The 12,957-nt window shown below is 69.5% G+C and carries 13 protein-coding genes; 10 read left to right on the top strand and 3 right to left on the bottom strand.

The features are described from left to right. Nucleotides 1–16: 16 nt before the first annotated feature. Nucleotides 17–1,045: a Bug family tripartite tricarboxylate transporter substrate binding protein gene (locus G9Q37_RS09160; RefSeq protein WP_166226899.1), complete on the bottom strand. Its 1,029-nt coding sequence runs from the start codon at nt 1,043–1,045 to the stop codon at nt 17–19. Between the two features lie 134 nt (nt 1,046–1,179). Between G9Q37_RS09160 and G9Q37_RS09155 the strand changes: the two genes are divergently transcribed. Beyond that, on the top strand, nt 1,180–2,103 hold the full coding sequence (locus tag G9Q37_RS09155) for a LysR family transcriptional regulator (RefSeq protein WP_166226898.1): 924 nt from the start codon (nt 1,180–1,182) through the stop codon (nt 2,101–2,103). Here the strand turns inward: G9Q37_RS09155 and nth are convergent. Continuing rightward, nucleotides 2,081–2,716 carry an endonuclease III gene (gene nth, locus G9Q37_RS09150; RefSeq protein WP_166226897.1) on the bottom strand — a complete coding sequence of 212 codons (636 nt, stop codon included), beginning with the start codon at nt 2,714–2,716 and terminating at the stop codon, nt 2,081–2,083. The genes G9Q37_RS09155 and nth overlap by 23 nt on opposite strands. 101 nt (nt 2,717–2,817) lie before the next feature. On the opposite strand from nth, the gene G9Q37_RS09145 reads away from it, so the two are divergent. Together G9Q37_RS09145 and G9Q37_RS09140 are read left to right on the top strand one after the other, a co-directional pair. After that, nucleotides 2,818–4,020, top strand: coding sequence for an aminotransferase-like domain-containing protein (locus tag G9Q37_RS09145; protein WP_166226896.1), 1,203 nt, complete (start codon nt 2,818–2,820; stop codon nt 4,018–4,020). Then, complete coding sequence (locus G9Q37_RS09140) at nt 4,017–4,901, top strand: alpha/beta fold hydrolase (protein WP_240936578.1); 885 nt, start codon at nt 4,017–4,019, stop codon at nt 4,899–4,901. Before G9Q37_RS09145 ends, G9Q37_RS09140 begins: the two co-directional genes overlap by 4 nt. Here G9Q37_RS09140 and G9Q37_RS09135 read toward each other — a convergent pair. Next, a complete protein-coding gene (locus G9Q37_RS09135; RefSeq protein WP_166226895.1) occupies nt 4,880–5,482 on the bottom strand; it encodes a 3'-5' exonuclease in 603 nt (200 codons plus the stop codon). The two genes, G9Q37_RS09140 and G9Q37_RS09135, sit on opposite strands and share 22 nt — an antisense overlap. Before the next feature lie 36 nt (nt 5,483–5,518). On the opposite strand from G9Q37_RS09135, the gene uvrB reads away from it, so the two are divergent. The 7 genes from uvrB to hscA all read left to right on the top strand — a co-directional run bounded on the left by uvrB (nt 5,519) and on the right by hscA (nt 12,945). Beyond that, complete coding sequence (uvrB, locus tag G9Q37_RS09130) at nt 5,519–7,615, top strand: excinuclease ABC subunit UvrB (protein ID WP_277345041.1); 2,097 nt, start codon at nt 5,519–5,521, stop codon at nt 7,613–7,615. A 255-nt stretch (nt 7,616–7,870) separates the two neighbouring features. Then, nucleotides 7,871–8,404: a Fe-S cluster assembly transcriptional regulator IscR gene (gene iscR, locus G9Q37_RS09125; protein WP_166226894.1), complete on the top strand. Its 534-nt coding sequence runs from the start codon at nt 7,871–7,873 to the stop codon at nt 8,402–8,404. A gap of 112 nt (nt 8,405–8,516) precedes the next feature. Continuing rightward, the gene (locus G9Q37_RS09120; RefSeq protein WP_166226893.1) at nt 8,517–9,734 is read left to right on the top strand and encodes an IscS subfamily cysteine desulfurase; all 1,218 of its coding nucleotides are present in this window, start codon (nt 8,517–8,519) and stop codon (nt 9,732–9,734) included. A gap of 16 nt (nt 9,735–9,750) precedes the next feature. Then, nucleotides 9,751–10,137, top strand: a complete 387-nt coding sequence (gene iscU, locus G9Q37_RS09115; protein ID WP_166226892.1) for a Fe-S cluster assembly scaffold IscU — start codon at nt 9,751–9,753, stop codon at nt 10,135–10,137. Nucleotides 10,138–10,139: 2 nt separating this feature from the next. Then, nucleotides 10,140–10,463 (top strand): iron-sulfur cluster assembly protein IscA, encoded by a 324-nt coding sequence (iscA, locus tag G9Q37_RS09110; RefSeq protein ID WP_166226891.1) that lies wholly within the window; start codon nt 10,140–10,142, stop codon nt 10,461–10,463. Between the two features lie 59 nt (nt 10,464–10,522). Continuing rightward, nucleotides 10,523–11,041, top strand: a complete 519-nt coding sequence (hscB, locus tag G9Q37_RS09105; RefSeq protein WP_166226890.1) for a Fe-S protein assembly co-chaperone HscB — start codon at nt 10,523–10,525, stop codon at nt 11,039–11,041. A 32-nt stretch (nt 11,042–11,073) separates the two neighbouring features. Beyond that, nucleotides 11,074–12,945, top strand: coding sequence for a Fe-S protein assembly chaperone HscA (gene hscA / locus G9Q37_RS09100; RefSeq protein ID WP_166226889.1), 1,872 nt, complete (start codon nt 11,074–11,076; stop codon nt 12,943–12,945). The last annotated feature ends 12 nt before the right edge of the window (nt 12,946–12,957 follow it).

The following is a 12,957-nucleotide window of genomic DNA, read 5'->3' as shown; positions in this document are numbered from 1 at the left end:
GTGGGGTCGATCGCGTTCATTGGTCCATCTTGATGCCGCCGGCCGCGATCACGCCGGCCCAGCGTTTGCCGTCGTCTTGCACCAGGCGTTCGAGCGCCTGGGGCGTGCCGCCCAGGGGCTCGGCGCCCTGGCGTTCGAACTGCGCGCGCAGGTCGGGGTCGCGCAGCACCGCGTTGAGGTGGCGGCTCAGCTCGGCCACCACCGTGGCCGGCAGGCCGGCCGGGCCCATGAGCGCGAACCAGGTGGTGCCGTCGAAACCGCTGAAGCCGGCCTCGCGCAGCGTGGGCAGATCGGGCGCGAGCGGCGAGCGCTCGGCACTGCCGATGGCGATCGCGCGCAGCTTGCCGGCCTGGGCCTGGGGCAGGGTCCACACGATGCTGTCGAAGGCGAAATCGATCTGGCCGCTGTTCAACTCGGGCAGGGCCTGGATGCCGGTCTTGTAGGGCACGTGGCGCGCGCGCAGGCCCGCGCGCTGCACGAAGTCGGCGGCAATCAGGTGGGTGACGGTGCCGTTGCCGCTGGACGAGTAGCTCAGTCCGCCCTCGCGCGCCGCGGCGATCTGCACCAGCTCCTTCACGCTCGTGACCTTGAGGCCCGGGCTCACCACCAGCACGTTGGGTGCCGAGGCGATGCGCGCGATGGGCGTGAAGTCTTTCACCGCGTCGTAGGGCAGGCTGCGCAGGTGGGGCAGCACCGCGTGCGTGCTGCTGGTGGCCAGCAGCAGGGTGTGGCCGTCGGCGGGCGCGCGCGCCACGGCCTGGGCGCCGATGGCGCCGGCGGCGCCTGCGCGGTTGTCGATCACCACCGGCTGGCCGATGGCCTCGCTGAGCTTGCTGCCCACGATGCGCGCGAGCGCGTCGGTGCTGCCGCCGGCGCCGAAGGGCACGATGATGCGCACCGGCTTGTCGGGCCAGCCGCTGGCGGCGCGTGCCGGGCCCACGCCGGCGCCGAGCAGGGCGGCGCCGAGCGCGGCCAGCAGGCGGCGGCGCGGGGTCGTGGTGGGGGCGCCGGGCCGGAGGGCGCGGCGCGCGGGGGGCAGGTTCATGCGGTCTCCTTCGTTGTGGGCGGCGGCCATGCAGCGGGTGAATGCAGGGCTGGTCCGCACTGTAGGAAGCTGGTCATAACGCGTCCAATGACGTTTCGCCATGCGTGCGCATGAAGCGCATTCATAATGTTTCGATGGACCTGCGACGCCTCGACCTGAACCTGCTGGTGGTGTTCGACACCGTGATGACCGAGCGCAGCGTGTCGCGCGCGGCCGACCGGCTCGCGCTCACGCAGCCCGCGGTGAGCCACGCGCTGGCGCGCCTGCGCGCCGCCTGCGGCGACGACATCGTGGTGCGCCGCGGCCGCGCCATGGTGCCCACGCCCAAGGCGGTGGCGCTGCAGGACGAGGTGCGTGCGCTGCTGCTGCGCGCGCAGCGCGTGTTCGCCATGGCCAGTGCCTTCGACCCCGCCGCCTCGCAGCGGCACTTCCAGGTGGGCTGCTCGGACCACGCCGCGCGGGTGGTGCTGCAGCCCGTGATCGGGCGGCTGCTGCACGAGGCGCCGCAGGTGCGCCTGCAACTGCTGCACGTGGGGCGCACGCACGCGGCCGACATGATCCGCTCGGGCGCGCTCGATCTCGCGCTCGGCGTTTTCAACAGCGCCGACGACACCATCGCCGTGCGCACCCTGGCCGAGGTGCCCTACGCCTGCTTCATGCGGCGCGGACACGCGCTGGCGCGCCGGCCGCTGACGCTGCAGGCCTATCTGCAGGCCGAGCACCTGCAGGTGCTGGTGCAGCCCGGCGCCTTTGGCGGGGTCGACCAGACGCTTGCGCGGCTGGGCCACGAACGGCGCATCCGGCTGGTCGCGGCGCACTTCGAGGTCGCCCTGGGCCTGCTCGAGTCGACCGACCTGCTGCTGACCGCGCCGCGCGACCTGCTGCCGCGGCACGCGGGCGAGCGCTTCAAGGCGGCCGCGGTGCCGTTCGCGCTCGACCCCTTCCGCCACCAGCTTGCGCTGAGCCGGCGCGCGGTGGACGACCCGGGCATCGCCTGGCTGGTGGCGCGGCTCGGCGGCGAGCGCGGGCCGCGGCTCAGCCTGTCGTCTTCGGCTTGAAGTCGCAATAGGCGGCCACGGCGCAGCGCCAGCATTGCGGCTTGCGCGCCAGGCACACGTAGCGGCCGTGCAGGATCAGCCAGTGGTGCGAGTCGACCGCATAGGCCGGCGGCACGCGCTTCATGAGCTGCAGCTCCACCGCAAGCGGCGTCTTGCCCGGGGCCAGGCCGGTGCGGTTGCTGACGCGGAAGATGTGCGTGTCCACTGCCATGGTGGGTTCGCCGAAGGCCACGTTGAGCACCACGTTGGCGGTCTTGCGGCCCACGCCGGGCAGGGCTTCGAGCGCCTCGCGGCTGCGCGGCACCTCGCCGCCATGGCGCTCCACCAGCAGGCGGCAGGCCTCCATGAGGTGGCGCGCCTTGCTGCGGTACAGGCCGATGGTCTTGATGTAGCCCTCCAGGCCTTCGAGCCCGAGGTCGAGGATGGCCTGCGGCGTGTTCGCCACGGCGAAGAGCTTGCGCGTCGCCTTGTTGACACCCACGTCGGTGGCCTGGGCCGACAGCAGCACGGCGGCCAGCAGCTCGAACACACTGGTGTATTCGAGCTCGGTCTGCGGCGTGGGGTTGGCGGCCTTGAGGGTGGCAAAGAAGGCTTCGATCTGCTCGCGTTTCATGGGCGCGCAGTCTATCGGGGTCAGCCCGGGGGCGGCGGCGGCGACGAACGCCGCCGGTTTGGTGACAATGCGGCTTTTGCCACGCCCGAGCCGTTTCGCCCATGCCCTTCACCACGCCTTTCGCCGACCGCCTGAACAACGTCGAAACCTCCGCCATCCGCGAGCTCTTCAAGCTGCTGGGCAAGCCCGGCATCATCAGCTTCGCGGGCGGCTTCCCCGACAGCAACATGTTCGACGTGGACGGCATTCGCGAGGCGGTGAACGCCGCGCTCACCGACAACCCCGGCGCCACGCTGCAGTACGGCGCCACCGAAGGCCACCCGCCGCTGCGCGAGCAGCTCGCGCAGTTCATGGCGTCCAAGGGCGCGCGCGGCGTGGCCGCGAACGACCTGATCGTGACCACCGGCAGCCAGCAGGCACTGGACCTGCTGGGCAAGACGCTCATCTCCCCCGGCGACAAGGTCATCGTCGAGGGCCCGACCTTCCTCGCCACGATCCAATGCTTCCGCCTCTACGGCGCCGAGCTCATCACCGTGCCGGTGGACGGCGAGGGCGCGCAGACCGACCGGCTCGAGGCGCTGATCGCCGAGCACAAGCCCAAGTTCGTCTACCTCATTCCCACCTTCGGCAACCCCAGTGGCGCGCTCACCAGCCTGGCGCGGCGCCAGGCCATCCTGCAGATGGCCGTGAAGCACGACACCCTGATCGTGGAAGACGACCCCTACGGCGACCTGTACTTCGGCGACGCGCCGCCGCCCAGCCTGCTGGCCCTGGCCGACAGCGTGCCCGGCGCACGCGAGCGCCTGGTGCACTGCGGTTCGCTGAGCAAGGTGCTCAGCCCCGGCCTGCGTGTGGGCTGGATGGTGGCGCCGGCCGAGCTGCTGGCCAAGGCCACCATGTGCAAGCAGTTCAGCGACGCGCACACCAGCACCTTCGCCCAGGCCACGGCCGAGCAGTACCTCAAGGCCGGCCGCATGCCCGGCACGCTGGCGCGCGTGCGCCAGGTGTACGCCGAGCGTGCCCGGGCCATGTGCCAGGCGCTGCGCCGCGAGCTCGGCGACGCCATCGAATTCGTCGAGCCGCAGGGCGGCCTGTTCGTGTGGGCGCGGCTCACCGGCGCGGGCGGCAAGGTGAGCGACGGCGCGGTGTTCGCGAAGAAGGCGATCGAGCAGGGCGTGGCCTTCGTGCCAGGCGCGCCGTTCTACGCCACCCAGCCCGAACACGCCACGCTGCGCCTGAGCTTCGCCACCGCGCCGATCGACAAGATCGAAGAGGGCATTGCCCGGCTGGGGCGCGCGCTGTGACCGCGTCCGCGCCGCCCGAGGCGGACACCGTGCCCGGGGTGGCGCCCGATCTGGTGATCGACGATGTCGACGTCTTCATCGACGGCCGCGGCGAGCACACCCTGCTCATGGTGCACGGCTGGCCCGACACGCCCGCGTTGTGGGACGCCACCGTGGCCGAACTCGCGCCGCACTTTCGCTGCGTGCGCTTTCACCTGCCGGGCTTTGATCTGGTCAAGGGCGTGCGGCCCGCTTCGCTCGACGAACTCAGCACCCTCATGCGCCGCATTGCCGACGCGGTGAGTCCCGAGCAGCCCGTGACCCTGGTGCTGCATGACTGGGGCTGTGCCTTCGGTTACGAGTTCGCGGCGCGCCACCGCGAGCGTGTGGCGCGTGTGGTGGGCGTGGACATCGGCGACCACAACTCGCGCGACTACCTGGGCGGCCTGACTCTGCGCGAGAAACTCATGATCGCGGGCTACCAGCTCTGGCTCGCGGTGGCCTGGAAGCTCGGCCCCCACCTGCCGGGTCTGGCCAACCGCATGACGCGCTGGATGGCGCGCACCATCGGCTGCCGCAACGACCCGCAGCTCATCGGCTGGGAAATGAACTACCCCTATGCCATGGGCTGGTTCAAGGCCTACGGCGGGCTGCACGGCATGGCGCCGGTGCGCAAGCTCATGGGCGAAAGCCTGCCCGGGCTCTTCATCTACGGCCGGCGCAAGCCCTTCATGTTTCATTCGGACGCCTGGGTGCGCCACCTGGGCCGCCAGCCCGGCTGCGCGGCGCGCGGCCTCGAGGCCGGCCACTGGCTCATGAAGCAAAAGCCCGCCGAGTTCAACGACTTGGTGAAAAGCTGGTTGCTCGGGGAGCCCGCCGATCAGCCCAGGCCCAAGGCCTGAGCCACCAGCCGCGCGGCCCAGGCGTCGTTGGCCGCGTACACCAGCTGCGATTCGCCCAGCACACGCGCCGACCAGTTGCTCGTCGCGGCCTTCTTGCTCTTGGCAAAGCGCTGGCCGAACAGCACGGCCACGGCGGCCTTCACGCCCATGTCCTTGCGGTAGCCGCGCTCGCGGAACACCACGTTGAGTTCGAGCACGCTGGCGGCCTGCACGCCCAGCTTGTCCCGGATGCGCACCTGGTCGTCACGCAGGCCGAAGCCGGCCTTGCGGTGCGCGGGGTCGGCCAGCAGCTCGGCCGCCTGTGCGCGGCAGGCCGGGTCGTGCAGCTGGAAGACCCAGGCATGGCTCTCGGTGGCCAGCTGCACCACGTGCGGGCCGTCGGACACCTGGTCCTTGAGGAAGGTGGGGCGCGACTCGGTGTCGAAACCCCAGAGCGGGTGGGCGCGCAGCGCGGCGGCGGCTTCGGCGGCCTGGGCGCCGGTCTGCACCAGGGTGATGCGGTCCAGACCGAGCACGGGGAAGGGGGGCAGGGCGTCGATGGCTTCCTTGCTCGGGGTGGGCTGGGTCTCGCGGGGGGTCATGGGCGGCAGCATACCCGGCGGGGGCACAATGGCGCGATGCCCACGCCCCTGCTGCAAGACGTTACCCCCGAGATGCCCGCCGAGGGCGAATTCGTGCGTTTTCCCGGCTCGCCCTTCGAGCTGTTCCTGCCGTACCCGCCCGCGGGCGACCAGCCCGAGGCGATCGCGCAGCTCGTCGAAGGCATCAACGACGGCGAGGTGTTCCAGACCCTGCTCGGCGTGACCGGCTCGGGCAAGACCTTCACCATGGCCAACGTGATCGCGCGCGTGGGCCGCCCGGCCATCGTGTTCGCGCCCAACAAGACGCTGGCGGCGCAGCTCTACAGCGAGTTCCGCGAGTTCTTTCCGAAGAACGCGGTCGAGTACTTCGTCAGCTACTACGACTACTACCAGCCCGAGGCCTACGTGCCGCAGCGCGACCTGTTCATCGAGAAGGACAGCGCGATCAACGAGCACATCGAGCAGATGCGCCTGAGCTGCACCAAGAGCATCCTGGAACGGCGCGACGTGCTGATCGTGGCCACGGTGTCGGCCATCTACGGTATCGGCAAGCCCGAGAGCTACCACCAGATGGTGATGACGCTGCGCGTGGGCGACAAGATCGGCCAGCGCGACGCGATCGCGCAGCTGGTTCGCATGCAGTACGCGCGCAACGACCACGAGTTCGGCCGCGGCAAGTTCCGCGTGCGCGGCGACACCATCGACGTGTTCCCCGCCGAACACTCCGAGATGGCAATCCGCATCGAGCTCTTCGACGACGAGATCGAGAGCCTGCAGCTGTTCGACCCGCTCACCGGCAAGGTGCGCCAGAAGATCCCGCGCTTCACCGTCTACCCGAGCAGCCACTACGTGACGCCGCGCGAGCAGGTGCTCAACGCGGTCGAGTCGATCAAGCTCGAGCTCGACCAGCGCCTGAAGGAGTTCGTGGGCATGGGCAAGCTGGTGGAGGCCCAGCGGCTCGAACAGCGCACGCGCTTCGACCTGGAGATGCTCAGCGAGGTCGGCCACTGCAAGGGCATCGAGAACTACACGCGCCACCTCTCGGGCGCGCGGCCCGGCGATCCGCCGTCCACGCTGACCGACTACCTGCCGCGCGACGCGGTGATGTTCCTCGACGAAAGCCACGTGCTGATCGGCCAGCTCGGCGGCATGTACAACGGCGACCGCGCGCGCAAGACCACGCTGGTGGAATACGGCTTTCGCCTGCCCAGTGCGCTCGACAACCGCCCGCTCAAGTTCGACGAGTTCGAGCAGCGCATGCGCCAGGTGGTGTTCGTGTCGGCCACGCCGGCCGACTACGAGAAGCAGCACGCGGGCAAGGTGGTGGAGCAGCTGGTGCGGCCCACGGGCCTGGTTGATCCCGAGCTCGAGGTACGCCCCGCCACCCACCAGGTGGACGACGTGCTGCAGGAGATCCGCGGCCGGGTGGAGAAGAACGAGCGCGTGCTCATCACCACGCTCACCAAGCGCATGGCCGAGCAGCTCACCGACTACCTCACCGAGAACGGCGTGAAGGTGCGCTACCTGCACAGCGACATCGATACCGTGGAGCGCGTGGAGATCATCCGCGACCTGCGCCTGGGCGCCTTCGACGTGCTGGTGGGCATCAACCTGCTGCGCGAGGGCCTGGACATTCCCGAGGTCTCGCTGGTGGCCATCCTCGACGCCGACAAGGAAGGCTTCCTGCGCTCCGAGCGCAGCCTGATCCAGACCATCGGCCGCGCCGCGCGCAACCTCAACGGCAAGGCCATCCTCTACGCCGACAACATCACCGCGTCCATGAAGGCGGCGATGGACGAAACCGAGCGCCGGCGCGCCAAGCAGATCGCGCACAACGAGGCGCACGGCATCGCGCCGCGCAGCGTGAACAAGCGCATCAAGGACCTGATCGACGGCGTCTACAGCGAAAAGGCCGGCAAGGAGGCCGACCGCCTGGCGGCCGAGAGCGCGGCGCGCGCCGAGCTCGACGAGATGAGCGAGAAGGACGTGGCCAAGGAGATCAAGCGGCTCGAAAAGCTCATGCTCGAACACGCGCGCAACCTGGAGTTCGAGAAAGCCGCCCAGGTGCGCGACCAGCTCGCGCGGCTCAAGGCCCGGGTCTTCGGCGCCGACGGCCACGACCTCGTGGCCTGAACGATTCCCCGGTTTTTGCAATCCCTATCGGACCGATAGCCATTGCCAGGCGATGTTGTCTTGGACAAATGCCTCCAAGGCAGTAGAATGCCGAGCAAATCGGTCAGCTTTTGCTGTAAACTCGACGAAAACAGTCGGGAACCTGCGTGAGAAGGAGACCCCCTCGGGGGTTGGGGCGGGTGGACAAGAGGGTTCGAACGGCATGGGGCCGGCGAGCCAACCACGACGGTCAAGCCAACATTCAAGGAGCTTGAGATGCGCCTCACTACCAAAGGCCGCTTTGCGGTCACTGCCATGATCGATCTGGCCCTGCGCCAGAACAACGGCCCCGTCACGCTCGCGGCCATCAGCCAGCGGCAGCAGATCTCGCTGTCGTACCTCGAGCAGTTGTTCGGCAAGCTGCGCCGGCACGAGCTGGTGGAGTCCACGCGCGGTCCGGGCGGCGGCTACACGCTGGGCCGCAAGGCGGCCGACATCACCGTGGCCGACATCATCGTTTCGGTCGACGAACCCATCGACGCCACCCAGTGCGGCGGCAAGGAAAACTGCATGGGCGACGGCCAGCGTTGCATGACCCACGAACTGTGGGCGCAGCTCAACGCCAAGATGGTCGACTTCCTCGACTCCGTCACCCTGCAGTCGCTGGTCGACCAGCAGCTGGCCAAGGGCGTGGTGGTGGAAAACGCGCCGCTGATCAAGCGCGCCATCTCCAGCCAGCCGGTGGTCAAGCCGATCCGCGTGAACGCGCCCAACTCGGTCTTCGCCCTGGGAGGCGCGCTCTCCAAGTGAACCCCCGGGCGGCGGGCCCCACGGCCCGCCGCGCCCATGGCAGCGCCATGGGTTTTGCGGTTTGCGTCAAATGCGCGCCGATCATCGAGAGTTTCCAACCCACAACAGTCCCATGAGCACCCCGCATTTCCCCATCTACATGGACTACAGCGCCACCAACCCGGTCGACCCGCGGGTGGTGGACGCCATGATCCCCTGGCTGCGCGAGCACTTCGGCAATCCCGCGTCGCGCAGCCACGCCTGGGGATGGGAGGCGGAGAAGGCCGTGGAGACCGCGCGTGAGCAGGTGGCCGCGCTCATCAACGCCGACCCGCGCGAGATCGTGTGGACCAGCGGCGCCACCGAGTCGAACAACCTCGCGCTCAAGGGTGCGGCCCACTTCTACCAGGGCAAGGGCAAGCACCTGATCACGGTGAAGACCGAGCACAAGGCCGTGCTCGACACCATGCGCGAGCTCGAGCGCCAGGGCTTCGAGGTGAGCTACCTCGACGTGCAGGCCGACGGCCTGCTCGACCTCGAGGCGTTCAAGGCGGCGATCCGCCCCGACACCATCCTGGCCTCGGTCATGTTCGTGAACAACGAGATCGGCGTCATCCAGGACATCGCTGCGCTGGGCGCCATCTGCCGCGAGAAGGGCGTGATCTTCCACGTCGACGCCGCGCAGGCCACGGGCCGGGTCGACATCGACCTGCAGACGCTGCCGGTCGACCTCATGAGCCTGACCAGCCACAAGACCTACGGGCCCAAGGGCATCGGCGCGCTGTACGTGCGCCGCAAGCCGCGCATCCGCATCGAGGCGCAGATGCACGGCGGCGGCCACGAGCGCGGCATGCGCTCGGGCACGCTCCCCACGCACCAGATCGTGGGCATGGGCGAGGCCTACCGCATCGCCAAGGCCGAGATGCACGAAGAGAACCAGCGCATCCGCGCGCTGCACGACCGCCTGCTCAATGGCCTCAAGGACATCGAAGAGGTGTTCATCAACGGCCATGAGACGCAGCGCGTGCCGCACAACCTCAACATGAGCTTCAACTACGTCGAGGGCGAGTCGCTGATCATGGGCATCAAGGGCCTGGCGGTGTCCTCGGGCTCGGCCTGCACCTCGGCCAGCCTCGAACCCAGCTACGTGCTGCGCGCCCTGGGCCGCAGCGACGAACTCGCGCACAGCAGCCTGCGCATGACCATCGGTCGCTGGTCGACCGAAGAAGAGATCGACTACGCGATCGCGACCATCAAGGAAAACGTGGCGAAGCTGCGCGAGCTCTCGCCCCTGTGGGAGATGTTCAAGGACGGTATCGACCTCTCGACCATCCAATGGGCAGCCCACTGATCTGAAGGAGAACAACATGGCCTATTCCGACAAAGTCGTTGACCACTACGAAAACCCCCGCAACGTCGGCTCGTTCGACAAGGGCGATGACAGCGTGGGCACCGGCATGGTGGGCGCGCCCGCCTGCGGCGACGTGATGAAGCTGCAGATCAAGGTGAACCCCACCACCGGCGTGATCGAAGACGCGCGCTTCAAGACCTACGGCTGCGGCTCGGCCATCGCGTCGAGCTCGCTCGTGACCGAATGGGTCAAGGGCAAGACGCTCGACGAGGCGGCGGCGCTCAAGAACAGCCAGATCGCCGAAGAACTGGCCCTGCCGCCGGTGAAGATCCACTGCTCCATCCTCGCCGAAGACGCGATCAAGGCGGCCGTGGACGACTACCGCAAGAAGCACGCGAACTGAGCATGGCCGTCACGATTTCCGAAGCCGCGGCGCGCCACGTCACGCGTTACATCGCCAAGCGCGGCAAGGGCGTGGGCGTGCGCCTGGGCGTCAAGACCACGGGCTGCTCGGGCCTGGCCTACAAGCTCGAGTACGCCGACGAAATCGCGCCCGAAGACGTGGTGTTCGAGGAGAACGGCGTGAAGGTGCTGGTCGACCCCAAGAGCCTGGCCTACATCGACGGCACCCAGCTCGATTTCGTGCGCGAAGGCCTCAACGAGGGCTTCAAGTTCAACAACCCCAACGAACGCGATCGCTGCGGCTGCGGCGAGAGCTTCAGGATCTGACCCGCCCGCCGCGCTGCGCGCGGCCCTGAGCGCGGCGCGTGGTGCGGGGCACCGCACCGATGAACCTGCAATCGAACGACTTCGAGATCTTCGGCCTGCCCGAGCGCTTCGCGCTGGACCGCGCCGATCTGGACGCACGCTGGAAGGACCTGCAGCGCCAGGCCCACCCCGACCGCTTCGCCAGCGCCGACCCGGCCTCGCAGCGCCAGGCCATGCAGTGGTCGGTGCGCATCAACGAGGCCTACCAGCGCCTGAAGGACCCGATCAAGCGCGCGGCCTACCTGTGCGAGCTGCGCGGCGCGCCGATCGAGGCCGAGAACAACACCGCCATGCCCACCGATTTCCTGGTGCAGCAGATGCAGTGGCGCGAAGACCTCGACGAGGCCGACGGTGCGGACGCGCTCGAACGCATGGCCGACGAGGTGGCCGCGGCGCGGCGCGCCCGCATCGCCACGCTGCAGCGTGGCCTGGACGAGCAGGGCGATGCCGCGGCGGCCGCGCGCGAGGTCAGAGCCCTCATGTTCATTGAGCGCTTTGCGCGCGACCTGGAGTCGCGGCTCGATCAACAGGGACAATAGGCGTTTTCCGCTCCCGCACCCACACCGATCCGATGGCGCTCCTGCAGATCTCCGAACCCGGCCAGTCTCCCGACCCGCACCAGCGCCGCGTGGCCGTGGGCATCGACCTCGGCACCACGCATTCACTGGTGGCCGCTGTGCGCCACGGCGTGGCCGAATGCCTGCCCGACGAACAGGGCCGCGTGATCCTGCCGAGCGTGGTGCGTTACCTCGCACCCGCCCAGGGCGGCAGCGGCCGCCAGATCGGCTGGGACGCGCTCGCCGCGCAGGTCGACGACCCGGCCAACACCGTGAGCTCGGTCAAACGCCTCATGGGCCGGCGGCGCGAGCAGGTGGCCGACGTGGACAAGCTGCCCTACACCGTGGCCGATGACAACGGCATGGCCGTGGTCGAGACCGTGGCCGGCCGCAAGACGCCCATGGAGGTGAGCGCCGAGGTGCTCGCCACGCTGCGCTTCCGGGCCGAGGACAGCTTCGACGACGAACTCTTCGGCGCCGTCATCACCGTGCCCGCCTACTTCGACGACGCACAGCGCCAGGCCACGAAAGACGCGGCGCAGCTCGCGGGCCTGAACGTGCTGCGCCTGATCAACGAGCCCACGGCCGCGGCCATCGCCTACGGCCTGGACAACGGCAGCGAGGGCGTCTACGCGGTCTACGATCTCGGCGGCGGCACCTTCGACATCTCCATCCTGCGCCTCACGCAGGGCGTGTTCGAAGTGCTCGCCACGGGCGGTGACTCCGCGCTCGGCGGCGACGACTACGACCAGGCCCTGGCGGCCTGGGCGCTGCAGCAGCAGGGCGTGCAAGGCCCGCTCGCGGCCGCCGACCGCGCGCGCGTGCACAAGGAAGCGCGCCGCGTCAAAGAGGCACTCACCAGCGACGAGCGCGTGGTCTTCTCGGCCGAGGTCGCGGGCCGGCGCATCGAGCAGCCCGTGGCCCGCGACGACTTCGAGGCCGCCACCGCCGCGCTCACCGCGCGCACCATGGCCGCCGTGCGAAAGGTGCTGCGCGACGCGGGCGTGGGCAAGGACGAGGTGCAGGGCGTGGTCATGGTGGGCGGCTCCACGCGCATGCCCGTGGTGCGACGCACCGTGGGCGCGTTCTTCGGCACCGAGCCGCTGATCAACCTCAACCCCGACGAGGTGGTGGCGCTGGGCGCGGCCATCCAGGCCAACGCGCTCGCGGGCAACAACAAGGACGGCGAGCTGCTGCTGCTCGACGTGATCCCGCTGTCGCTGGGCATCGAGACCATGGGCGGTCTGGTCGAGCGCATCGTGCCGCGCAACAGCAGCATCCCCACCGCGCGCGGCCAGGACTTCACCACCTACCAGGACGGCCAGACCGCCCTGGCCCTGCACGTGGTGCAGGGCGAACGCGATCTGGTGGCCGACTGCCGCAGCCTCGCGCGCTTCACGCTGCGCGGCATCCCGCCCATGGCCGCGGGCGCGGCGCGCATCCGCGTCACCTTCACCGTCGACGCCGACGGCCTGCTCTCGGTGGCCGCGAAAGAACTCACCTCGGGCGTCGAGGCCAGCATCGATGTGAAGCCCGCCTACGGCCTGAGCGACGAGCAGATCGCCACGATGCTGCAGGACAGCTTCGCCACCGCGCAGCAGGACATGCAGGCGCGCGCGCTGGTCGAGGCGCGCGTGGACGCCGACCGGCTGCTGCTCGCCACAAACAGCGCGCTCGCCGCCGACGGCGACCTGCTCAAGGCCGACGAGCGCAGCGCCATCGACGCCCTCATGGCCGCCCTGCGCGAGACCGCGAAGGGCGACGACGCCGCCGCCATCGAGGCCGCGATCGAGGCCCTGGCCAAAGGCACCGAGGGCTTCGCGGCCGAGCGCATGAACCGCGGCATCCAGCAGGCCCTGGCCGGCAAGAAACTCGAAGAAGTCTGAGCGAACGAACCC

Origin of the sequence: Hydrogenophaga crocea, from assembly GCF_011388215.1 — a bacterium.
In the GTDB taxonomy this organism is placed as follows: domain Bacteria; phylum Pseudomonadota; class Gammaproteobacteria; order Burkholderiales; family Burkholderiaceae_C; genus Hydrogenophaga; species Hydrogenophaga crocea.
Note: the sequence above shows the minus strand (reverse complement) of the source record. Positions and strands in the feature narration are given on the sequence as shown.

Coding starts and splice junctions, on each gene's coding strand:
- G9Q37_RS09160 (WP_166226899.1), bottom strand. CDS start 1,045: ATGAACCTGCCCCCCGCGCGCCGCGCCCTCCGGCCCGGCGCCCCCACC.
- G9Q37_RS09155 (WP_166226898.1), top strand. CDS start 1,180: ATGGACCTGCGACGCCTCGACCTGAACCTGCTGGTGGTGTTCGACACC.
- nth (WP_166226897.1), bottom strand. CDS start 2,716: ATGAAACGCGAGCAGATCGAAGCCTTCTTTGCCACCCTCAAGGCCGCC.
- G9Q37_RS09145 (WP_166226896.1), top strand. CDS start 2,818: ATGCCCTTCACCACGCCTTTCGCCGACCGCCTGAACAACGTCGAAACC.
- G9Q37_RS09135 (WP_166226895.1), bottom strand. CDS start 5,482: ATGACCCCCCGCGAGACCCAGCCCACCCCGAGCAAGGAAGCCATCGAC.
- uvrB (WP_277345041.1), top strand. CDS start 5,519: ATGCCCACGCCCCTGCTGCAAGACGTTACCCCCGAGATGCCCGCCGAG.
- iscR (WP_166226894.1), top strand. CDS start 7,871: ATGCGCCTCACTACCAAAGGCCGCTTTGCGGTCACTGCCATGATCGAT.
- G9Q37_RS09120 (WP_166226893.1), top strand. CDS start 8,517: ATGAGCACCCCGCATTTCCCCATCTACATGGACTACAGCGCCACCAAC.
- iscU (WP_166226892.1), top strand. CDS start 9,751: ATGGCCTATTCCGACAAAGTCGTTGACCACTACGAAAACCCCCGCAAC.
- iscA (WP_166226891.1), top strand. CDS start 10,140: ATGGCCGTCACGATTTCCGAAGCCGCGGCGCGCCACGTCACGCGTTAC.
- hscB (WP_166226890.1), top strand. CDS start 10,523: ATGAACCTGCAATCGAACGACTTCGAGATCTTCGGCCTGCCCGAGCGC.
- hscA (WP_166226889.1), top strand. CDS start 11,074: ATGGCGCTCCTGCAGATCTCCGAACCCGGCCAGTCTCCCGACCCGCAC.